This is a genomic window from Streptomyces sp. NPDC014861 (assembly GCF_043081625.1).
In the GTDB taxonomy this organism is placed as follows: Bacteria; Actinomycetota; Actinomycetes; order Streptomycetales; family Streptomycetaceae; genus Streptomyces.
The window spans coordinates 166,030-186,599 of record NZ_JBIBWV010000009.1; the positions used below are offsets into that span (position 1 = coordinate 166,030).

At 72.1% G+C, this 20,570-nt stretch carries 19 protein-coding genes; 7 read left to right on the plus strand and 12 right to left on the minus strand.

The genetic code is table 11. The annotated features are described in order from the left end of the window. Positions 1-650 precede the first annotated feature (650 nt). The 3 genes from ACF1BN_RS20725 to ACF1BN_RS20735 all read right to left on the minus strand — a co-directional run bounded on the left by ACF1BN_RS20725 (position 651) and on the right by ACF1BN_RS20735 (position 6,171). Positions 651-3,596, minus strand: coding sequence for a M48 family metalloprotease (locus tag ACF1BN_RS20725; RefSeq protein WP_392333033.1), 2,946 nt, complete (start codon positions 3,594-3,596; stop codon positions 651-653). After that, positions 3,597-4,154: a hypothetical protein gene (locus tag ACF1BN_RS20730; protein WP_392333034.1), complete on the minus strand. Its 558-nt coding sequence runs from the start codon at positions 4,152-4,154 to the stop codon at positions 3,597-3,599. A gap of 274 nt (positions 4,155-4,428) precedes the next feature. Beyond that, the gene (locus ACF1BN_RS20735; RefSeq protein WP_392333035.1) at positions 4,429-6,171 is read right to left on the minus strand and encodes an RICIN domain-containing protein; all 1,743 of its coding nucleotides are present in this window, start codon (positions 6,169-6,171) and stop codon (positions 4,429-4,431) included. Positions 6,172-6,400: 229 nt separating this feature from the next. On the opposite strand from ACF1BN_RS20735, the gene ACF1BN_RS20740 reads away from it, so the two are divergent. Continuing rightward, a complete protein-coding gene (locus tag ACF1BN_RS20740) occupies positions 6,401-6,838 on the plus strand; it encodes a hypothetical protein (protein WP_392333036.1) in 438 nt (145 codons plus the stop codon). A gap of 495 nt (positions 6,839-7,333) precedes the next feature. Here ACF1BN_RS20740 and ACF1BN_RS20745 read toward each other — a convergent pair whose 3' ends face one another. Then, positions 7,334-7,648 carry a glycosyltransferase gene (locus ACF1BN_RS20745; RefSeq protein WP_392333037.1) on the minus strand — a complete coding sequence of 105 codons (315 nt, stop codon included), beginning with the start codon at positions 7,646-7,648 and terminating at the stop codon, positions 7,334-7,336. A gap of 280 nt (positions 7,649-7,928) precedes the next feature. On the opposite strand from ACF1BN_RS20745, the gene ACF1BN_RS20750 reads away from it, so the two are divergent. Together ACF1BN_RS20750 and ACF1BN_RS20755 are read left to right on the plus strand one after the other, a co-directional pair. Beyond that, the gene (locus tag ACF1BN_RS20750; RefSeq protein ID WP_392333038.1) at positions 7,929-8,279 is read left to right on the plus strand and encodes a hypothetical protein; all 351 of its coding nucleotides are present in this window, start codon (positions 7,929-7,931) and stop codon (positions 8,277-8,279) included. 432 nt (positions 8,280-8,711) lie between these two features. Beyond that, entirely contained in the window at positions 8,712-9,833 is a 1,122-nt protein-coding gene (locus ACF1BN_RS20755; RefSeq protein WP_392333039.1) for a hypothetical protein, read from the plus strand. Positions 9,834-9,837: 4 nt separating this feature from the next. On the opposite strand, the gene ACF1BN_RS20760 is transcribed toward ACF1BN_RS20755, so the two are convergent. From ACF1BN_RS20760 to ACF1BN_RS20785, 6 genes are all read right to left on the minus strand, one after another. Continuing rightward, the gene (locus ACF1BN_RS20760) at positions 9,838-10,053 is read right to left on the minus strand and encodes a hypothetical protein (RefSeq protein ID WP_392333040.1); all 216 of its coding nucleotides are present in this window, start codon (positions 10,051-10,053) and stop codon (positions 9,838-9,840) included. Further along, the gene (locus ACF1BN_RS20765; RefSeq protein ID WP_392333041.1) at positions 10,050-11,543 is read right to left on the minus strand and encodes a glycosyltransferase; all 1,494 of its coding nucleotides are present in this window, start codon (positions 11,541-11,543) and stop codon (positions 10,050-10,052) included. The genes ACF1BN_RS20760 and ACF1BN_RS20765 overlap by 4 nt, the downstream gene beginning before the upstream one ends. After that, positions 11,531-12,304 carry a PHP domain-containing protein gene (locus tag ACF1BN_RS20770; protein ID WP_392333042.1) on the minus strand — a complete coding sequence of 258 codons (774 nt, stop codon included), beginning with the start codon at positions 12,302-12,304 and terminating at the stop codon, positions 11,531-11,533. Before ACF1BN_RS20770 ends, ACF1BN_RS20765 begins: the two co-directional genes overlap by 13 nt. Next, complete coding sequence (locus ACF1BN_RS20775) at positions 12,301-13,374, minus strand: ATP-grasp domain-containing protein (protein ID WP_392333043.1); 1,074 nt, start codon at positions 13,372-13,374, stop codon at positions 12,301-12,303. Before ACF1BN_RS20775 ends, ACF1BN_RS20770 begins: the two co-directional genes overlap by 4 nt. Continuing rightward, on the minus strand, positions 13,349-14,422 hold the full coding sequence (locus ACF1BN_RS20780; RefSeq protein WP_392333044.1) for a PIG-L family deacetylase: 1,074 nt from the start codon (positions 14,420-14,422) through the stop codon (positions 13,349-13,351). The genes ACF1BN_RS20775 and ACF1BN_RS20780 overlap by 26 nt, the downstream gene beginning before the upstream one ends. A gap of 330 nt (positions 14,423-14,752) precedes the next feature. Next, positions 14,753-15,073, minus strand: a complete 321-nt coding sequence (locus ACF1BN_RS20785; protein ID WP_392333045.1) for a YkvA family protein — start codon at positions 15,071-15,073, stop codon at positions 14,753-14,755. Positions 15,074-15,294: 221 nt separating this feature from the next. Here ACF1BN_RS20785 and ACF1BN_RS20790 point away from each other — a divergent pair, with 221 nt between their 5' ends. The 4 genes from ACF1BN_RS20790 to ACF1BN_RS20805 are packed head-to-tail and all read left to right on the plus strand — an operon-like array spanning position 15,295 to position 17,952. After that, positions 15,295-15,801 (plus strand): hypothetical protein, encoded by a 507-nt coding sequence (locus tag ACF1BN_RS20790; RefSeq protein WP_392333046.1) that lies wholly within the window; start codon positions 15,295-15,297, stop codon positions 15,799-15,801. Then, complete coding sequence (locus ACF1BN_RS20795) at positions 15,798-16,142, plus strand: transcriptional regulator (RefSeq protein ID WP_387269897.1); 345 nt, start codon at positions 15,798-15,800, stop codon at positions 16,140-16,142. The genes ACF1BN_RS20790 and ACF1BN_RS20795 overlap by 4 nt, the downstream gene beginning before the upstream one ends. Further along, positions 16,139-17,095: an ABC transporter ATP-binding protein gene (locus tag ACF1BN_RS20800; protein WP_392333047.1), complete on the plus strand. Its 957-nt coding sequence runs from the start codon at positions 16,139-16,141 to the stop codon at positions 17,093-17,095. The genes ACF1BN_RS20795 and ACF1BN_RS20800 overlap by 4 nt, the downstream gene beginning before the upstream one ends. Then, on the plus strand, positions 17,092-17,952 hold the full coding sequence (locus ACF1BN_RS20805) for an ABC transporter permease (RefSeq protein WP_392333048.1): 861 nt from the start codon (positions 17,092-17,094) through the stop codon (positions 17,950-17,952). Before ACF1BN_RS20800 ends, ACF1BN_RS20805 begins: the two co-directional genes overlap by 4 nt. 121 nt (positions 17,953-18,073) lie before the next feature. Here ACF1BN_RS20805 and ACF1BN_RS20810 read toward each other — a convergent pair whose 3' ends face one another. Then, positions 18,074-18,742 (minus strand): DUF6445 family protein, encoded by a 669-nt coding sequence (locus ACF1BN_RS20810; RefSeq protein ID WP_392333049.1) that lies wholly within the window; start codon positions 18,740-18,742, stop codon positions 18,074-18,076. Continuing rightward, positions 18,739-20,565 carry an alpha/beta hydrolase family protein gene (locus ACF1BN_RS20815; RefSeq protein WP_392333050.1) on the minus strand — a complete coding sequence of 609 codons (1,827 nt, stop codon included), beginning with the start codon at positions 20,563-20,565 and terminating at the stop codon, positions 18,739-18,741. The genes ACF1BN_RS20810 and ACF1BN_RS20815 overlap by 4 nt, the downstream gene beginning before the upstream one ends. Positions 20,566-20,570: the final 5 nt, after the last annotated feature.

Consider the following 20,570-nt stretch of genomic DNA (forward strand, 5'->3'; position numbering starts at 1 on the left):
CGGCAGGGGCAGCGGGAGCACCACCGCGTACCCTCGGCCGCCAACCGAGCCGGCGACGACGTCGCCCTTCCTCGTCGACCTCTGACTGTCCACACGACACCTCATGATCGACGGCGGCCTCACCTGTTGGACGCCACCGGAACCAGTAGTCCAGACCCTCGACCCGGTAGCGGGCCCCTCCATCGAACCGGATTTCGCCCCGCAGCCGCCTCGCGCCGTCCGGCGCCTGCCGACACGGCGCCAGCTGCTCGGCCAACTCGTCGTACCGGGCGTCGATCCCGCCCCGGCCCGGGTGGGTCTCCAACTCGGCGTACACGCGCTCGAAGCCGTCCGCCGTCAACCGCGCTTCGTCCCAGGTCCCAGCACCGGCACAGGCTACCGACGGGCGGCTTCGGCATCCATGATCACGATCCACGGCTGGAGTGCCGCGGCATCTGCCCGGGACCCGGATCACCGGGTGTGGGAGGGGGCGTGACGCGGACGGTGACCGTACCTCGATGGCGATGAGGTGGTAGGGCTGCGGGCGTGCAGAGTGGTCATACCGGATCCCTGGCATCGGAGAGCCGCCGTCGTGGCCACGGTGGTCGCCGACGAGGAGCGCGGCGCAGGGCATCACGCCTTCCGTGTGGAGGGCCACGCCGAAGCCGTCGTCAGGAGCTTCCGCGCGCCTGCTCCTGCCCCTTGTGGTCGCAGAAGGCCGTGGAGCCCTTCGCGGCCGGGCGGGACGTGCCCCGATAGCCGCCTTCGCGCAGGATTCCATCGATCGCGGCGTTGACCGACTCGGCGCAGAAGGCGGCCGCGCGAAGGTTCCGCAGCGCATCCAGCAGGGCCCTGGGGTCGCGTGCTTCCAGTGCCTCGGCGCAACGTCGGCTTCCGGTGGCCGCCCAGGTGGCCATCTGGTGCCAGTCGGCTCGTACAGGTGGTTCGGCGGGCACGCGGAACCACACCGTCTCGAACCAGGCGGCCATCCCCCAGTCGTCACAGACTTCCGGAAGCGACCGGTACAGCTTGTCCCACCGGTCCTTCTCGTCCTTGGCGGCCATGAGAGCGGCAGTCAGTTGCCGGTCGAACATGATCGCTACGTCGATGAGCACGTCGCCTCGAAGGCGGTACCAGGCCCTGATCTGCCTGAGTCGAGTGGCTTGTGACAGTGGCGGGTCCGGGAGCCCCCAGGCCTGCACCAAGTTGCGCTGGGATGTGACGAAGTCGGTTCTGAGGCCGAGCTGGTACCTCCGGACAGCTCCGTCCGTCGCGGTGGCCGCGACCGCCAGGGCGCACAGCAGACTCACCGCGAGGAACCGGGTGCGCGTTCCCCGGGGCCGCGCATCGGCGTGGACGGTCACGGGCGCGTTCGGCCGACGGGAGCGGAGAACACCGGCGGCCAGTCCGGTGATCACGGCGGTGAGTGCGCACAGGACCAGAGCGTTGTTCACGATGAACGTGAAGGGGAACAACGGCCGTCGCCATGCCGGGCGCCAGGCGCAGCTGTCCGACAGCACGTTGAGGGGGGTGACACAGCCGTCGATCGACGCGAGCAGCGTCATGGCGACGAGCCCCGTCAGAGCTGCTGTCTGACCGGCTATCAGGCCTGCGAGCAGGCGGTAGCGTCGGTCCGCGGTGCTCGCAACGGCGGCGGCCATGGTTGCCGGCACGCACAGTGCCAGCAGCAGGAGTGCTGTGTACCGCAGGGCGTAGAAACCGCCCCGCGCGTCCAGCGCCGGCTGTCCGGTGTGGACGTAGGCCTGGATGCCCACGACGGCCAGGCAGGCCAGCACCCCACCGACCAAGCCGGGGCGCAGGACTTTGCGCAGAGCCGCCGCGGGGTCTTCCCTCAGCGCTGTCCGAGTCGGCCCCCAGGCTGGGCTGTCCGCTGCCGGACCTTTCGCCCAGGCGAGCAGCGGCAGTACCCAGAGAAGGGTGATCACCAGGGCACACATCGGCGTTTCGGCAACGCCGCTCAGCTGGGGAAACACCACGGCGATGCCGGGAACTCCGTTCAGGTCCCCGGTCTGAACAGCGGAGGGAAGCCATTGCAGGATGTCGCTGACGACCAGACGGGTGTCGGGACTGCCTCTGTTCATGCTGATGACCCCGGCGAGCAGCCACCATGTGAGCCACGCCATCATGACGACGGAGGAAGCGGCCGCGCAGAGACCCAGCGCGGGACGCAGGGTCCGTCCGCGTGAGGTGCCGATCCAGAGACGTGCGCACTGCGTGACCCACCAACCGAAGGCTGCTCCCGCCGCCACGGGTACGAGAAGGATCAGGGCTTGCTTCGGTAGCCAGGACCAGCCCGCCCCCCAGCCGCTCAGGACCAGGCCTACCGACATGCCCGCTCCCAGCCACGCGCCGGCCCATGCCCCGGAGGGCACCCGGGAACCCGTCAGCAGGGCATACGCGACCGCCCGCCACAAGGCGACGACCATGACACCGGCCACCAGCGCGCCAGGAACGGCGACCACGATCACCATCAGGTTGTTGGTGAAATCGACGTGATACAGCGCGATCTGCCGAATCACCTGGGGTGCGGCCATGACCGGCACGGTCCCGAGGAGGAAGAGGGGGAGCACGGCTGTGCGGAACAGCGGCGCGGGGTCGGCGAAGGCTCCCTGCCGCAGGCCCCAACGCGGATGTGTGCGCCACAGTTGCAGGAACGAGTCGAGAGCGCGGCGCGCGGTACTCCGCTGCGGCACGGTGGTGAGGGACCATCCACGCGGGTCCGCGCCCCAGCGGGCTGCGGTCAGGTCGGCGTAGATCTCTCGGCTCCGTAGGGTGTCGGAGCGGACGAGATACAGCAGCGCGACCATGACGACGGCCGACGCCGCTGCCCTGTCCAGCCGCAGCGTGCCGCCGTCCGCGACGACTCCGTACGCCACATAGCCCCAGCAGAGCACGAACGGCAGCAGCACCAGCGCCAGGAAGACTCGCCACAGGGAGACCGTGAGGTAGGTCAGTGTGATGTCACGGTTGGCGATGTGGGCGAGTTCGTGCAGCAGGACGGCTCGGAACCGTTGTTGATCGCTCTCACGGACGGCGAGCAGGCCGCCGTGAAGACAGATCACGGGACGGCGGGTGCGGCCGAACACCACGGCGCTCACGGAGGTGGCCGCGGGGTCCACCACCACCCGGGGCATCGATGCCACGTCCGTCGCGGCGCACAGCTCTCGGAGTTGGGCACGGACCGTGCCGTCCGGGTCGACGGACTCCAGAGGGATGACACGGCCGCGGCGGGACTTCCAACGCGGCAGCGCGGCGAAGAGCAGCCATGCCATGACCACCAGCAGCAAGGGCCAGCCGGCCATCTGCCACCACGCCGGCGCGGGCGCCCACATGGACATGCAGGACTGAAAGGCCATGCCCTGACCGGTGATGCTGAGTGACGAGTTCCAGTAACTTCCGTCATCGGGGTCCACACCCGCGGCCAAGGTGCATCCGACGACATCCCCGTCGGCCACGACCCTGAAGACCTCCAGGATCATGGACCCACTGGCGGTCAGCATCAGAAGCAACAGGGCGACGAACCTGGGGCCCGTCCCCGCGCCCAGGACCTTCTCGTCGATCCGCAGCCGCTCTTCCGGTCCGAGCCCGGCGGACATCTAGTCCTGCCCGGTAGCCGTGCCCGTGGCGTCTGGATCGGCTGGAGGTTCTGGTGTCGGAGGAGCGGGAGCATCCGATTCGTCGGAGAGGGCCAACCGAGCCACCACCGCATCGGCGATCTCGTCGGCCCGCTCGGCACTGAACCCGCGCTGCTGAGCTGTTGCCAAGATCAGGGCACGGACGTGAACCAGCTGATCGCGGGTCAGCGCCGGGACCGCTGCCACTGAGGCCGGCCGTCGGAACAGTCGACGCGCGATTCCCTTCGCCCTGCGGGAAGTGCGGGTCACCGTCGAGGCCACCATGTGTTGCGCCACTCCATCGAGCACCAGCCACACGACGGGTGTCACCAGGGCGGCAACCTCTCCGATTCCGAACCCCAGCGGCTCGCGACGCCCCTCCTTGCGGCTTAATCGCCTGGTCACCGTGGCGTCGTCGAAGCGGCGCAGCCCGTCCACCATCGGTAGTTCCTCCGGCGCGACGGACGCCACGACCGAACGCACGAGATCCCGGACCAGCTGCGACTGACCATTTCCGGGCTTGTCGGTTTCCGCTTCCACTCGCCCCCCAGACATCCTGTAGCCTCCCTGGCCCGCAGTGACCAGCCAGCCTCTCAGAAGCACTGTGGCAGGGGAAGCGGCAGCAGTACGGCGCTTTGAGGAAGGCGGATCCTGGGGCAGGGACGGCCGGTGGGGGTGCTCAGGGACGGGGCCTGGCAACGGGGTGGACCTCCATCCGCCGGCCGCGGCCCTGGGTGTCGAGCGGGCGAGCCACCCGGCGCGTATCAGGTCCTCGCGCCGGGGGTGCCGGTACCCGGGACTCCTGCTAATCCGTTCAGTCGAGGAAGCCCTTGACGATCCACTCCTGCACGTCGCCTCGGCTGACGGTCGAGGGGTCGTCCGGATTCGGCGGGGCCTCCTTGGTCCAGAGTGTGAGCCAGACGCCGCTTTCGAAGGAGTTTCCCTTGGGCGTGATGGCCTTGCCCCATGTGTTGACGTAGCCGCCGTTGACGAACGTGAACCGTTGAATGTCACTGTTGGAGTTGCAGGTCCACAAGGTGAGCAGGGTGCCGTTGGTCGAGGCGGCGTTGCCCTGCGGCGTCATGCACTTTCCGCTCTCCTTGTGGACGAGGAGACCGTCCACATGTGCCCAGCGCTGGGATTCGGAGCCGGTGCACGGCCACACGGTGAGCGGTGTGCCGTTCGCCGTCGCACCGCCCTGGGGGGTGGCGCAGATGAATCCGGGGCGGTTGTGGTTCGACAGCCATCCCCAGCCCTGAGAATCGGTGCGGCCGGCGTAGGGCTGAAGGGAGAAGACGACGCGTCGGCCGTTGTACGCCTCGTTCATGCCCCAGAGTCGACTCGCGTGAGGGTCGTAGGAAAGGCCCTGGGTGAGATAGGGAGCCTGGGAGAGAACCTGCGTCGAGCCAGTGGTGGCGTTCTGTACGTGGATGCAGGAGTAGAGCTTGTTCTCGTACTCGCCCGTGTCCTCATTCTTGGTCCATCCCGGCCACGTACGCGGGCAGGTCCCCGAGAGGAAGTAGTTGTTTCCGTCCCGAGCGATTCCCTGGACGCCCCACACCCACGTGGAGAAGTCGAGGCTCGAGGCGATACTGGCCGGAAGCGATTTCTCGCCGAAGCCCGTCAGCGGCCAGCGCACGACCCGCGCCTCCCCGGACCCCCTGTTCTCCGCCGAGATCAGAGCCGGGCTGGAGCCGGTGCGGTCCACGCTCACGGTGCTGAGGCAGAGCGGCTTGCCCGTGGTCGCCATACCGCAGGCGCGGGGGTTGCCGATGATCGACCCGGTTGTGCTGTAACGCGCGACGAGCGGCAGCGCCCACTTGTGCCCGAAGGCGGAACTCTGGCCGGCGACCACGCCGGTGCCCGTGCTCGTGGAGGACATGCGCCAGACGTGGCGCAGGTCGTACACCTGGAGTTCGGTGCCGTTGGCCACCAGCATCCAATTGCCGTACCAAGCCACACCGTCCGCGTGGGTCCGGTGCGTGAGCTTCTTGAACCCTCCCGCGACCGGCTCCACAAGGGCCACGTGCCCGTAGTTGACCTGGCTGCCGGTGGACTCCACGAGACTCAGTCGGGCGTAGAGGTCCTTGTCGGCCTCCTCGTAGCTTGTGGCGTAGTACCAGGTGGCGGCGTAGAGCGACCGGCGACCGTTGTAGCTGCCGTCCGGGGAGGACGCGTGGGCACCGGCGAAGCCCTGTGGCGTCCATCCCCCTCCGGGGAGCGAGGGCTTGGTCAGATCATCGTTGTTGTCCCAGCAGAAGCCGTCGTACTTGAGCGCGCCGTTCAGACCGTGCCCGTGGCAGAGTCCGGGGCTGCCGTTCCGCTCCGAAAGAACGGCTGTGTAGTCGACCCGCTGGACGACCTGATTGTTCTCGAGGTCGGCTATGAGGCCGGCGTTGCTCGTCGCGACTTGGTTCAGCTCGTACGTCCCGGCCGCCATGGGCTTGGCGTCGAGTTCGGTGGAAGTGCTTTCGACAGGCGCTAGGAGGGCGGTGGCCGCGAGGGCTCCGCCGCACAGGACGCCGAGGAGGCGTCTGGAGAAAGATGCGGTCTTCACCTGCGCATCCTAAGGAGTGCTCGAGGACCGCCTTGCTGTCGCCGGCGGACGCGGGCCGGAACGGCCGGGCAGCGCTGCTCAGGCCGCGTCCTCCTGGTCAGCGCGGCCCCCGCGCCATTCCGCCCGCGCCGGGTCGTCAAGGGGCGGCTCAGGGTCGGGAACGCCCGCGCGGTCGCGGAAGACGCCCCCCTCGGGGCCTGAAGTCCTCAGCGGGCGGCATGATCAGCCCATGTCCAAGGGATGGATCCTCGCAGTCGTCGCCTACGCCGTGCTCACCCTGCTGTGCGCGGCAGCGACAACAGGGACGGTGTTCACCGGCATCGCACGGCTGAACCTGTTGGGGAACGCCGTGGAGGTGCGGCTCGCAGAGTGCCACCGTGAGGACGGAACACGGGGCACCACCCGCACCGCCTGCAGCGGCCCGTCACAGAACACGACGAACGCGCGCACCATAGAGGTCACGTACGACGGCCAACGAGGCGAGACCATCCGAGCGGCACAGAAGCCCTGGGGAAGCTACGAAGCGGTCGACACAGGCTTCGTTTCCTGGGGGATCGCGGTATTGCTGCCTCTTCTGCCGCTCGGGGCGACAGCGGCTACCGGGGCTCTGGCCATCAGAGAGGTCCGCCGAGCGACGCAACCGGACTCCTCCGGCAGAGCCACGTGACCTCAGCCTGCGCGAGGAACATGCGGCCAGGAGCTGCCCGCGCGGGAGGGTCGCCGCCCGGCACCGGTCTCCCCCACGTTCCGCGCCCGTACGGGAGCGGGCAGGGCCGCATCGACTTTCCGATGGCGGGCACGGGTCGTGGCGGGGTGACGGCGTCGGGGAGATCGCGGCCCAGCCACAGGAACCGGCGACCGGCGCCGTGGCGTCTTCCGGATCCTGCTACGCGGGCTCTCCGAGGTGCCGCCGACCGCCCCGGCCGGTCGCGAGGAACCCGAAGAGGGACGGGCGCCACCACGACCGGGCGCCGCTCTTCACCGACCACGTCACCGCCGACGACGGAACCGGCTGACGGTGCCACCACGTCGGGCGACAGCGCGGTGGCCCGGTCCGGCGCGGGCGCGGACCGTGAAGCGCGGGCGCTGCCGCCTCGCCGTGGCGACCGGGCCGGGGTTGCAGCACAGTGGCGGCACCCGGACCCGGTGCCACGCGGATGCGTCAGATCTGGACGACGGCCTCGACCCGCATCCAGCCCCGGCGGTCGGCGGCCGCGTCGGTGGTGACCAGGACGTAGCCGTACTCGTTGTAGCCGGCGCCCTCGCAGGTCGACGCGCCCACTATGTCCCCGGCGTGCTTGATCTTGACGACCACGCTGTTCGGGTTCGGGTTCTCGTACACACCGGCGGTCGGCCACACGACTTTGTACTGGCAGCCGGACGTGGCGGCGGCCCCGGCCGTGGGACCGGCGGCCAGGACACCGGCGCAGCCGAGCGCGGTGGCCAGGAGTGTGGTGGTGAGACGGTTCATGCGCATGAGCGGTGATGCCCTTCAAAGTCCGACGATCTGTCAGCGCACAGAATCGCAGGACCCTCGCCAGGTTGTCGCCCGCCCCTCGTCCTCACCGGGTGCACACCGGCCCCCGGCCTGACGCGCTCCGCCCACCCCGGGTGGCCCGGCCGCCCGCTGCGGTACGGGCAGTGGAGCCTTCGGACCCTGGAACGTTATAGGCACGCAGGCGCAGCGGGGCTCTCCATACTGGGTGCACGTGCCACGAAACGAGTACGGACGCTCGTACCGAAACGGGGAGTTGCATATGACAGCGGTAAAGCGCATTGCTGCTGTGGCGGGGACCATCGTCCTGGCCACGACCGGTCTGACCGCGCTGACCGCCACGTCGGCCACCGCGGCAGGCATCTGTGTGAAAGCCCTGACGAAGGAAGTCCCCGGCGCAAAGATCACGTACAGCAGGTGCGTCAACGGAGACGGTGAAACCCTGGTTCGAGGAGCCCTCACCGACACCAACAGCAAGGACAGGAAGGCAGCCTACGGCTCGATCAAGATCGGATCTTGGACATCCCCGACGCTGGGAACGCCCAGCAGTGAGACCTACTCCACTGGATGGCACAAGTCCGGCACGGTCAGCGCAGCCGTCTGGGCCGGGTAGGCGTTTCTGAGCGTGGAAGGGGCTGACTCTCCAGAGTCAGCCCCTTTCGTGTTCGAGCCGCGGTCCCACGAGCCGACGAGCCGATCGGAAGGGCCGTGACGCCCGTACGGTCTCCGCGTCGGCGCTCCCGACGGCGGTATCGGTTCCGGCGCGCGTTGCTCTGTGGGCGCGGGCGTTCCCGGCGCCACCCGACCGGCTGCGGGCTTCCTCCGGGCCCGCCCCGCGATCGGCACCTGCCGCATGTCCCGCGTGTCCGTGCTCAGGAAGGGAACAGAATGGCTTATGTGGTGATCCATGTACTTTTCGAAGAATCGGCGCGGAGCGGTGAGCCGGCGCGTGTTCACGGCGGCGGTCATGGGTGGCGCGGCGGCGGCGATGCTCGGTGGCTGCTCGTCGGGCGCGGCGGGGCCGTCGGGGACGGAGGGTGGCGGCGTGGATGAGAAGGAGGCGTCGGCACGCGCGTACACCTTCCTCGACCGCCGGGTCGACGAGGCCGCGGGCGGCATCCGGCAGGGGCTGCCGCGCAGTTACACCGGGGGCTGGATGGAGACCCACCACTCCACCGTGGCCTTCACCTACGACGTGGCGCTCACCGTGATCGCCTACTGCGCGCGCGGGACGGACGCCGACCTGGAGCGGGCCGGCGCCCTCGCGGGGACCCTGCTCGCCCTCCAGGAGGGCGATGCCGCCGGCGACGGCCGGATCCGCCAGTCGTACGCCTCGGGGAAGGTCACCGCGGCGGACGGGCTGCCGGCCGTCGCCGCCGCCGACTCCTTCACGGGCGCTCAGGCGTGGGCCGGACTGGCCCTCCTGCACGTCCACCGGGTGACGAACGGCACCGCCTACCGGGCCGGCGCGCTGCGGCTCGCCGAGTGGATCCAGGACCACGCGGCCTCGACGACCGGTACCCCGGGGTACACCGGCGGCATCCCCGCCTCCGGGGCCCCGCTCGGCTGGAAGTCCACCGAGCACAACATCGACGTCGCCGCCTTCTTCCGCGGTCTCGCGGACGTCACCGGCGACCGGGGGTGGGCCGACCGCTCGGCGGTGGCGACCGGGTTCCTCGACGCCCTGTGGGACGCGGACGGCGGCGCCTTCTGGACCGGCACCGGCACCGACGGCTCCACCGTCAACCGCTCGCCGATCCCGGAGGACCCGCAGAGCTGGTCCTTCCTGGCGACCGGCGACGCCCGGCACGCCGGGTCCCTGGACTGGGCTCTCAGCCGTCTGGCCGCGGAGGACGGCGGGTTCAGCGGGGTGTCGGTCAGCGACGCCGACACCTCCAAGGTGTGGTTCGAGGGCACCGCCCACATGGCCGCGGCCCTCCGCCGCCGCGGCGGCGACGATGACGCCGAGCGGGCCGACGCGTTCCTCGCCACCCTTCGCGAGGCTCAGGCCCACGCCCCGAACGCCGACGGGTACGGCATCGTCGCCGCTTCCTCGGACGGGCTGCGCACCGGTGAGGGCGACACCCTGTACGCCAGTCTCCACACCGGTACGACGGCGTGGTTCGCACTCGCCGCCCTGGAGGCCGACCCGTTCCTCCTGCACTGAGGGGTCAGGTCAACCAGAGCTCACGGGCCGCGAGGGCGGCGGCCACGAGCAGGACCACCAGCAGTTCGGTCCAGAAGAGGCGCCGGTCGCGGCGCCGGTCGTCGCCGGTCAGCTCCTCGACGTACCGACGCAGCTCCTCGTCGGGACCGGAACCGGAACCGGGACCGGAACCGGGACCGGGACCGGAACCGGCCGGCGGGGCAGGGTCCCTGTGCGTCATCGTCCCGCCGCCACCTTCCCGGTCTTCTCGGTCTTGTCCCACTTCAGCTCCTTCTTCCTGCGCTCCTGGACCCAGGCCGCGACCAGGCAGGCGGCGAGCAGCGAGCCGTACCCGACCAGGTGCAGCAGCACGGGGGCGAGGAAGCGGAGCCGGGTGCCGGTGAGGAGCTTGGCGAGCCAGGCGAGCGGGAGGGACAGCCCCAGCCAGGCGTAGACCACGATCATCAGCAGGTGGGGCGAGCCGTCCTCGGCGAGCCACCCCTGCCGTTCGAGGAGCGGCAGGAAGCGGCCGGGGAGGGCGGTGAACACGAGGATCAGGGTGGAGACGATCCCGGGGTAGATCAGCGCCTCGCGCCAGCAGCGCCGGAAGGTGCTTCCGTCGACGGCCGCCGCCATCAGGATGATCAGGAGGTAGCACACGAGGTTGATGACCCACAGCCAGCGGAAGAGCTCCCACGAGCGGTCCGAGTCGGTGAAGTACAGGTAGAGCAAGGACGCCGAACAGGCCGTCAGCAGCACCGGCGTCGCGAGCAGCGAGTACCAGATCAGGCCGAAGAGGACCGAGCCGAGCCGGTCTCCCTCCCGTCGCTTCCAGGGGCGGAACCACAGGTGGCGGTAGCGGCGGGTCACCTGGAGGTTGCCGCGCGCCCAGCGCAGCCGCTGCTTCCACAGCCCGGCCAGGTCGCCCGGCTCCTCGGCGAGCACGGTGGCGTACCCGTCGAAGACGACCCGGCGGCCGGCCAGCTGCGTCTCGAAGGTGGTGACGGTGTCCTCGGCCAGCGTCGAGGTGTCGATCCGGCCGCCGATCGCCTCCAGGCTCGCCCGGGTGTGCAGCTGGGCCCCGCCCGCCAGACAGGCGACGACGCCGAGGACGTTCTGCGCGCGCCGGGCGGCGGCCTGGGCGGTGATGTACTCGAAGGCGATGTAGCGGGTCAGGTAGTTGCCCTGCTTCCCGCTGCCCTCCTTGATGTACGCGGTGACGGCGCCGACCCCGGGGTCGGCGAGGTGACGGGTCATCCGCAGCAGGGCGTCACGGTCGAAGACGACATCGGCGTCCATCACCAGCACGGCCTCGGCCCAGTCGTCGCCGAGGACGTGCGCGAGGCCGTGGTTGAGGGTGTGGGCCTTGCCCTGGCCGCCGTCCTCCCGGCGCAGGTGCGTCACCTGCCCGGGGTGGCGGGCCATCAGCTCCCGCATCACTTCCGGTGTCGCGTCGGTGCTGGCGTCGTCGACGACCACGACGCGGATGCGGTCCGGCGGGTAGCGCATGGCGAGCAGGCCCTCGACGGACGAGGTGAGCACCGGTGCCTCGTTCCAGGCCGGGATCAGGACGGCGGTGCGGGGCAGGCACGGCGGCCGGTCCTCGTACAGGTGCCGGAAGCGCTGGAGGCCGACCAGCAGGAACTGGAGGACGGCGGCGACCAGCGGCACCGCCCCGAGGAGGACGACGACGGTCGCCACGACGTGCAGGATCTGGTTCAGGACGTGCACCGTTCCTCCGTCGTCGCGTCGGCCAGCGCCTCCGTGACCCAGGGGAAGCGGCCCACGTCCTGTGCCCGGTGGGCGTCGCTGCCGGCCCCGAGCCGGACCCCGGCGCGGTGCAGCAGCCGGGCCGTGCGCACGGAGGGGCAGCGCCACTTCTCGTTCAGCTCGACCGCCGCGTCCCGCTCCCGGCAGGCCCGTGCCAGCGGCTCCAGCAGCGCCGCGTCGACGCCCTCCTCGTCGAGCCCGGCCTTGGGCAGCACGCTGAACAGGTGCGCCACATGGGTGGTGAGGCCCTCCGGGACCCGTTCCACCGCCCGTGCCGTGGCGAGCACGAGAAGCCTCAGCGCCTCGTCCGGCGCGAGCCGTCCCTCGTCGAGCAGGGCCCGTACGGAGTCGGGGTGGGCGGGCCCGTCGGGCAGCGGGAACCGGTGGTCGGCCAGGGCGACGTGCTCGATGCCCGGGAGGTCCGCCGGGAGGTCGATCCGGCCCTCGGTGTCGAGGATCTTCGCCTCCACCCCGCAGACGAGGTCGAGCGGCGTGTCGGCGCGGGCCGCACGGACGGCGTCGGCGTAGCCCGGCAGGTAGGTGGTGTCCACGCGCACGTGGTCGGTGAGCACGAGCGTACGGAGTCCGGCGTCGTCCGCCGCCGCGACGACGGCACCGAGGGAGTCGTGCCCGTCGGAAGAGAAGTCGGTGTGGGTGTGCAGGTCGGTACGGAGCGGGTCGCGGCCCGGGAGCGGCCGGTCCCGGGCCGCCTCGCCGGTCACGCCGCGGCCTCCCGGGTCCCCGCGGCGTCCGGCGGGGCGGCCTCGGTGGCGTCGCCCATGGCGCCGAGCTCGCGCGGCGCGAGGACGACGTCCTGCCAGTGGCGTACGACCGCGGTCTCGCGGTGTGCGATCCGGTCGGGCAGTTCCGTGCCGAGGAGCGAGGCGACCGCCCACCTCGGCATGTCCACCCCGGCTGCCACCGTGAGCGACATGCCGCCCGGCGGGCGGGGGTTGACCTCCAGGAGGGCGGCCTTTCCGGCCCGGTCCTCGCGGACCTGGACGTTGAGGACGCCGCGCAGCCCGAGGGTGCGGACGGTGTCCTCGGCGATCCCGGACAGTTCCGGCAGGTCGAGGACGCGGCCGGCCACGACGATGCCCGAGTCCGTCTTGTCCCGCGCCCGGGGTACGGCGGCCACCACTCGCCCGGCGGCGTCCGTGAGCACGTCGACCGAGTACTCGGTGCCGGGCAGGAACTCCTGGAGCAGGTAGGAGCCGTCCGCGGGCAGTCCGGCCAGCTCCTCGGCGGAGCGGACGAGGACGATGCCCCGGGAGCCGGAGCCGGTACGCGGCTTGGCGATCGCCGGGAAGCCGCCGCCGGCCTCCGCCGTGCCCGGGGGTCCGACGAGCCGGGTGTCCGGCAGCCGCACCGCGCCCTGGCAGGCCTCGGCGAGCCGCCACTTGTCCAGGCAGGTCTCCAGCGCCTCGGCGGAGGAGACCAGCAGCCGGACTCCCGCGGCGGCGAAGGCGTCGGCCGCGCGGGCGAGCGCCACCAGTTCGGCGTCGACGGTCGGCACCAGGACGTCGATCTCGTGCCGCGCGCACAGCCGCAGCAGCGCCTCGGCGTAGCCGGGGGCCGCGCCGGGCGGCACCAGCATCCGGTAGGCGCGAGGGACGAGGTAGAGGCCGGCGCCGTTGGGGTCGACGTCCGCCGCGTACCGCTCGGCCGCGCCGTCCAGGGCGCGCAGGAAGCACACTCCGGAGGGCCCGCCCGCGCCGGTGACCAGGACCCGGGGCGGTCTGCCGAGGGGCAGTGAGAGGTCGGGCTCAGAGGAGGAGGGGGTTGCGCTCATGGACGAGCTCCAGGGGTTCGGCGTAGCGGGTCTGGGAGAAGCGGCCCCAGTAGCGGGCGGTGGAGCGCAGCAGGTCCTCGTCGAGGTACCAGCGGTTCGCGGCCTGCGAGTGGTGCGCGGCGATCGCGGCGAGCTTGGCCTGCACGTCGACCTCGCTGAGTTCGATGAAGCGGTTCGGCCGGTAGGCCGCGGTAGCGGAGGGGGACTGGTAGCAGGCGAGCCGCGCCACCTTGCGGCAGGCCACGAGTGTGGCGCGGTGCACGGCCCGGTGGTCCTGGTGGGTGTCGCTCTCGGAGTGGACGACGACGACGTCCGGCGAGGCCTCGGCGACCGCCCGTTCGACGGCCTCCACGGTGATCCGGTCGTCAGCCATGGAACCGTCGGGAAGGTCCTCCATGACGAGGCGGGCGCCCAGCACCTCGGCGGCGCGGTGCGCTTCCTCCCGGCGCCGCACGGGGTCGCCGCCGTTCCCTCCGCCGGACATGGTGAGGACGGTGACGTCCCAGCCGCTGTGCGCGCGGCGGTGGATGGTGCCGCCCATGCCGATCTCGACGTCGTCGGGGTGGGCGCCGACGACCAGCATGCGCAGCGATCCCTGTCCGGCTCCCTCGACGCCGAGCGGGTCCGCCCGTTCCGCGACGGCCCGGGCGACGGCCGCCGCGAGCCCCTCCGGGTCGGAGCGCTCGACCAGGTCGGCGGCACGGCCGCGCAGCGCGGCGACCGCCAGCCGGGCGCTGGGCGCGTCGTCGGTCACGACCACGGGGATCCCCGGGTGCTGTGCCCGCCATTTCTCCAGGAACCGGCCCAGCGAGCCGTCGTCCCCGCCGAACCCGGTGTGCCACACGGCCGCGTCCCAGAACCGTACGGGGGCGGGCGGGGCGGCGCCGGCGTGCAGGAACGCCTCCGGCGAGTCGACGGCGAGCACCGAGGACGCGCCGTGCTCGCGCAGGGCCCGGGTGGAGCGGGCGGCGGTCTCCGCGTCCCGTTCGCCGAGGAGGATGTGCGTTCCGGCGAGGGGGGAGGGCCCTGCGCCGCTGCGGTCGGCCACATCCGAAGGATCGATTATTTCGGACATATGGTGCACATTACCGTGTGAGATCGATCTCTCCACCGGGACGAGAGCCCTGACCGGCGCGAGCCGCCGGCGCCTGGCTGCGCGACGGCGACCGCGCCCGCCCCTTCGACGGCGGTGCGGGTGGGGATACCGACCGGGCCCCACGGCGCCTCGACGACCCGGGGCGCTTACCGCAACCCGTCACCCACCGCCCACCTGGAATCCGGCGCCGCGGATGGATCCGGCGCCGCGAAGCACGTCGGCGGCCGGGAGAACAGGCCGCCTCCCCCGCCCCAGGACGACTGGCGCCCCTCCGGCAGGCCGTCAGCGACGCCGCTTGCCGAGGAGGTCCGTCTCCGTCGGGGCGTCCGGCAGCGCACCGCTCCTCGCGGCGGCCGTGTGCAGTGCCCGCAGGGCGACCAGGAGGACGCCGATGTCGTCCAGGTAGACCGGGTCAGGAACGAGGTCGAGCGGAGAGATCGTGTAGACCACCGCCGCCCAGAACAGCGCCTTGGACCTCAGCGGGACACCGGCGTCCAGGAGCATCTTGCGGGCGCGGAACACGCGTACGAGCAGAACGGCCGCGATGCCCGCCGCCGCCACCGCGAGCACCACCGCCACGGTGAGCCAGAGGGAGTTGTCCATCCCCCTCTCCTACCCCGTGAGGTGCGGCCCGCGCCGATCCGCGGCCGCCGAAAGCCCTGCGGCCGCACGGAGGGCCGGACCCGAAGAGTCGCGGGGGTCCGCCGCATCCGCCGGCCGACCGTGCCCGCCTCGCCGCATCCTGCCCCCCATTGACTTGCCTACTGGGAAAGTCGGAGTTACTTTCCTTGCAGGAAAGTGATCGGGGACGGAAGGGTGGGATCGTGAACGCGTCAGTGGACGCCGAGCAGGCGTGGAAGGACCTCCAGCGCATCCGGGTGCCGCAGGAGCGGGTGTACGACGAGTTCGAACGCTCCGCGGTCGGCAGGCGCGGTACGACGTACGCCACGGCCGGCCTCATGTGGGTCTTCCTCGCCGGTGTCGGCATGGATCTGCCCCGGTGGGGCGTCGGCCTGTTCGTGGCAGCCTACGTCGGCCTGCTGGGCGGGGTGATCGCGGTGAACAGCCGCAGGAGCCGTATGCAACTCCACCACACCCGCTTCCCCGGGCGCATGTGGGCCGCGTTCGGCGCCATGGCGGTCCTCGTCGCCGGCACGATCGTGCTGGCGGACCGTCTCACCGCGTCGCTCGCACCCGTGTACTCCGGCCTCGTGCAGGCCACGGCCGGAGTGGCCGTGTACCTGGCCTTCATGGCGGCGGCCGACCGCTGGACGGCCGACTCCGTGCGGAGCGGCGGCGGGTCCCCGGCCGGCGAGGAGGGCGGCCGATGAGCACTCCCGCCGGCTTCGACGAGCTGATCCACCCCGCCACCCGCCTGTCGGTGGTCGCGCTGCTCGCCGTCACCGAGTGGGCGGACTTCTCGTTCGTCCGCGACAGCCTCTCGCTGAGCGACTCAGCACTCTCCAAGCAGCTGCACACCCTTGAGGGAGCGGGGTATCTGGAGATCCACAAGGAGGGCGGCGGCCGCAACCGCCGGACGAAGGTGCGGCTGACGGATCGCGGGCGCGCCGCGTTCGAAGGCCATGTGGCGGCCCTGCGGGCCATCGTGGACAGCGCCGCACCCGTCACCGGGGCGGCACGGCAGCCGTCCCACGCGGAGCCGGGCCGATGACGGGCGCCGGCCGCACCGACGCCGCCCCCGTCGTCCTGGCACGCGGTCTGACCATGGCGTACGGCGAGGTCGACGTCCTGCGCGGCGTGGACCTGGACGTCCGTCGCGGCGAGGTCTTCGCCCTGCTCGGCCCCAACGGCGCCGGAAAGACCACCACCGTCGAGATCCTGGAGGGATTCCGGAGGCGCTCCGGCGGGGAGGTGAGCGTCCTCGGGACGGACCCCGGACGCGGCGGGGAGGCGTGGCGAGCCCGGATCGGCCTGGTGCTGCAGTCCTGGCGCGACCACCGCCGCTGGCGGGTCGCCGAACTGCTGACCCATTTCGCGACCTACTACCCCGACCCGCGCGACCCCGTCGAACTGCTCTCCCTGGTCGGCCTCACCGAGCAGGCAGGCCGCCAGGTGGACAGGCTGTCCGGCGGCCAGCGCCGGCGCCTCGACGTCGCGCTCGGCATCGTCGGCCGCCCCGAACTCCTCTTCCTGGACGAGCCCACCACCGGCTTCGACCCCCAGGCCCGGCACGACTTCCACGTCCTGGTCGAACGGCTGGCCCGCGACGAGGGAGTCACCGTCCTGCTCACCACCCACGACCTGGCGGAGGCCGAGCGGCTCGCCGACCGGATCGCCGTGCTGGTCGGGGGCCGGATCCGGGCCTGCGGAACACCGGCGGAGCTGGCTCGGCGAGCCGCCGCCCAGGCCGAGGTCCGCTGGACGTCCGACGACGGGACGCCCCGCCGCGAACGCACGGACGACCCCTCGCGGCTGGTCTGGGAGCTCCACCGGCGGGCGGACGGCCCGATCGCCGACCTGGAGGTCCGCCGCCCGACGCTGGAGGACACCTACCTGCACATGGTGCACCGACAGGCCGACGGGACCCGGACCATCGGCACCGAGAACAGCGCGGACGCGCACCCGGGCGGGAAGACACCGGCTGCACGAGGGGGGCACCTGTGACGAACGGGACGAACAGCTGGCGTGCCGGACTCCAGCGCGGCGGGATCGAGCTCCGACACCTCCTGCGCAACGGCAAGGAGATGTCCGGTCACCTGACCAACGTGGCGGTCGCGTTGCTCGTCGCCTCCTATCTCGGGGACGACGTGCCGGGGACCGGGACGCCGATGACCCATCTGGTGCTGGCGGGCTTCGCCGCCTACCTGCTGTTCCAGGTCGGACTGATCAACCTCCCGCAGATCCTCGTGACCGAGCGGGAGGAGGGCACCCTGCTCCGGCTGCGTGCCACGCCCGGCGGCATCACGGCCTACCTCGTCGCCAAGAGCCTGCTGGTGGTCGTCCTGGCGGTCGGCACCCTGGCCCTGCTCCTGGCCGCCGGGGCGCTGCTGGTGGACGGGCCGGTGCCGCAGGGGCCGGCGAACTGGCTGACGCTGCTGTGGGTCACCGCCCTCGGACTGCTGGCCGTCGTGCCTCTCGGCGCGGCCATCGGCGCCGTCCTGCCCAACCCCCGCGAGGCCCTGGCACTGATCATGCTGCCGACGATGGGGCTCCTCATCATCTCGGGGACGGTGTTCCCGATCACCTCGCTGCCCGTGCCGGTCCAGCAGATCGCCGCTGTCTTCCCGCTCAAGTGGATGGCGCAGGGGCTGCGTTCGGCCCTGCTCCCCGACTCGGCGCGGGCCGCCGAGGCGGCCGGCTCCTGGGAACTCCCCACGGTCGCCCTGGTCCTCACGGCCTGGGCGGTCCTCGGGTTCCTCCTCGCGGTACCGCTCCTGCGCCGCGCCGCCCGCCGTGAGTCCGGTTCACGGCTGACCGCCCGCCAGCGCGAGGCGGCCCGCAGCGGCGCGCCGGCCACGTAGGCGGTCTCGGAAACCGCCGAGGCTCGGGCGGCGCGGGGCAGCCCCACCTGGGGAGTCCGGAAAACGGGTTCTTCAGAGGGGGCGGCGGGCTCCGGCCTGTGGCGCCCGCCCGCCGGAGACGTCACCCGTCCACGGTTCGGCCTCTCGCACCCGCCGCGTCGGCGCCGTCCCGGTCGGGGTCGAAGTGGGCCGGGATGTGCCGGAAGAAGAAGTTGTGGATCAGCCGGGCCGAGGTTTTGCTGTCCCCGAAGTACTCCTGGGCCTGGTGGAACTGGCCGGGGTCGAACAGCACGAGCCGGTTCGGCACCATCGCCAGCGACACCAGCTCCTGCCAATGGGCGACATCACCGCCGTCCGCGAGGATCTCCTGGGCGTCGGGGCGGCCCCGCAGCTCGAAGAAGTGCCGGACGCCTGTGCGCCGGTGGGCGTAGAGGGAGGTGCCGCCGCGGCACTGCTCCGCCGTGTTGAGATACAGCACTCCGGCCCAGCGGGCCTCGTCCACGTGAATGCGGGCGCCTCGGTGCAGGTTGACCTTCCAGTCCATGGCCGAGGACATGTGCAGGTGGTTGGCGATCAGTTCCTCCCGGGTCCCGGGGCCGAGCACGTCGCAGATCCGGCCGATGGCCTCCTCCTCCATCCAGCGGGGTGCCGAGGCGGTGCGGTAGGCGAAGGCGCTGTCCGTACGGGGGGTGAAGGCGCGGCCCAGTGCGGCGGCCCGGGCGCGTTCGAAGTCGGCGTACACGTCGTCCACGACGACGAGGGAGGCGTGGTCGATGCCGGTGACGGTCACTGCGAGGCTCCTTCCAGGTCACGGACGACGGCCGGGCAACCGCGGATGAAGGCCGTGACCTCCGCCACGGCCCGGCGGGAGGCGGCCTGGCAGAACCGCTCCACATGGCCGACCGGGTAACTGCTGTGGGTCACGGGCGCCCGCTCGCGCAGCCGCTCGGCCAGCCGCGTGCCGTGCCGGGCGTCGGCCCGGGTGTCGTACGTTCCGGTCTGGATGAGGACGGGCGGCAACGGGCCGGCGGGCAGCGGCATGTGCAGGGGGGACAGTGCGGTCAGGGCCTTCAGCTGGTCGGCGCGGGACGGGTCTCCGAGCATCCCCGTCCAGTGCCGGCCGATACCCAGCCGGGGAAAGCCGACCAGATCGGTGACCGGGAAGCGCAGGATCCAGCCGTCGAAGAGTCCTGGCTCCAGCAGCACCGCGCGGGCGGCGCCGACCGCTCCCATGCTGTGCCCGAGGACCAGGAGCGGGCGCTGCGGGCCCAGCTCCCCGCGCAGCAGGCGGGCCGCGTGGAGGAGGTCGTTGTAGCCGCGTTCCCCGCCGGGCACGCGGTGGGCGGGCACGAGCGACCGCGTCACCGCCCGGGCGAGCGTCAGTTGCCCGGCACGGGCCAGTTCCTCCAGGGCGCGTTCCAGGGGCGCGTTGGCGAGCGCGGTCAGCCCGCCGTGCTCCAGCAGCACGACGGGGCCCGCGGTGCCGGCCAGCTGTACGGGGAGCCGGTTGCCGTCGCCCGCCGTGGCGTACCGGGTGGTGCGGGGCAGGTGAGCGGGCCAGGCGGTCGCGCTCAGCGGGCGCGGGCGGTGCTCGCCGTCCAGCAGCAGCTCCATCCGGCCGGTCGAGGTGCCGTCCGGCCGCCGGGAGACGCGCAGCCACAGGGCGCTGTCCGCGGCGGGCGAGGCGGTCACCTCCGGGAACGAGTCGCCGGGCCCTCCCCCGGCCACGAGACGCGCCTCGGCCGTGTCGCCGTCGACCCGGTACAGGGCCTCGGCGCTGTTCGCCCCGCGCCCGGCGACCGTACGGACCAGCAGTCCGCGCCGCGTGCCCCAGGCCCAGGCCAGTGCCGTCCCTTCGGGAAAGACGACGGTCGTGCCGGCGTCCCCGTCCCCGCCCCCAGGCGGCCCGACGCGCAGTACGGCCCTGGGTGTGCCCAGCGCCTCCGCGTGCCACCAGTGGTCCGTGCCCGGCAGCAGGCGGTCACGCGGGGTCTTCGCCGCCGGCAGCGCGGTGAGGTCGGGGCGGCCCGTCGCCGGGTCCAGGCGCAGCAGGCGCTGGGTGGTGAGGCCGTGGGCGGTCGAGCGGACCAGTACGGCTCCAGGATCGCCCGTCGCTTCCACGATCACCAGGGCGAGAGGGTCGTCGTCCAGGTCCACGGCGCGGTCGTACGCGAAGGGTTCACCGCAGCGGTGCACCGCCACCCTGAGCCCGTCGGCCGGAGGGTCGTCCAGCCGGGCCTCCGGCGCGAAGCCCGTGTACACGAACCCGGGCCCGGCCGTGCCGCCGGTCGCCGACGGCACACACGTCAGGTGGACGACGCTGGGGCGGCGCACGAGCACGGCGTCCGGGGCGCCGGGCTCCGAGAGGTAGCCGTAGTCGCCGCCGGGACGGCCGTACGTGACGACCGGTCGGCCCGCGTCGGTCGGGTGGACGGTGAGCGGGGTCAGGCCGTCGGGCCCGTCGGGCAGGGGGACGGCGTGGACTCCGGTGGCGTCCCCGCGCAGCAGGCGGGCACCCGACTCCGCGTCCTGCCACCAGTAGCCCGCTGTGCCGACGGTCACCAGGCCGTGCACGGCCACCAGTTGGTCGGAACTCTCGACGGTCGCCCGCATCCCGG

Excerpts from the sequence above, each read along its gene's own strand:
- ACF1BN_RS20725 (WP_392333033.1), bottom strand. The coding sequence starts at position 3,596 with ATGTCCGCCGGGCTCGGACCGGAAGAGCGGCTGCGGATCGACGAGAAG.
- ACF1BN_RS20740 (WP_392333036.1), top strand. The coding sequence starts at position 6,401 with ATGTCCAAGGGATGGATCCTCGCAGTCGTCGCCTACGCCGTGCTCACC.
- ACF1BN_RS20745 (WP_392333037.1), bottom strand. The coding sequence starts at position 7,648 with ATGCGCATGAACCGTCTCACCACCACACTCCTGGCCACCGCGCTCGGC.
- ACF1BN_RS20750 (WP_392333038.1), top strand. The coding sequence starts at position 7,929 with ATGACAGCGGTAAAGCGCATTGCTGCTGTGGCGGGGACCATCGTCCTG.
- ACF1BN_RS20760 (WP_392333040.1), bottom strand. The coding sequence starts at position 10,053 with ATGACGCACAGGGACCCTGCCCCGCCGGCCGGTTCCGGTCCCGGTCCC.
- ACF1BN_RS20775 (WP_392333043.1), bottom strand. The coding sequence starts at position 13,374 with ATGAGCGCAACCCCCTCCTCCTCTGAGCCCGACCTCTCACTGCCCCTC.
- ACF1BN_RS20785 (WP_392333045.1), bottom strand. The coding sequence starts at position 15,073 with ATGGACAACTCCCTCTGGCTCACCGTGGCGGTGGTGCTCGCGGTGGCG.
- ACF1BN_RS20795 (WP_387269897.1), top strand. The coding sequence starts at position 15,798 with ATGAGCACTCCCGCCGGCTTCGACGAGCTGATCCACCCCGCCACCCGC.
- ACF1BN_RS20800 (WP_392333047.1), top strand. The coding sequence starts at position 16,139 with ATGACGGGCGCCGGCCGCACCGACGCCGCCCCCGTCGTCCTGGCACGC.
- ACF1BN_RS20815 (WP_392333050.1), bottom strand. The coding sequence starts at position 20,565 with ATGCGGGCGACCGTCGAGAGTTCCGACCAACTGGTGGCCGTGCACGGC.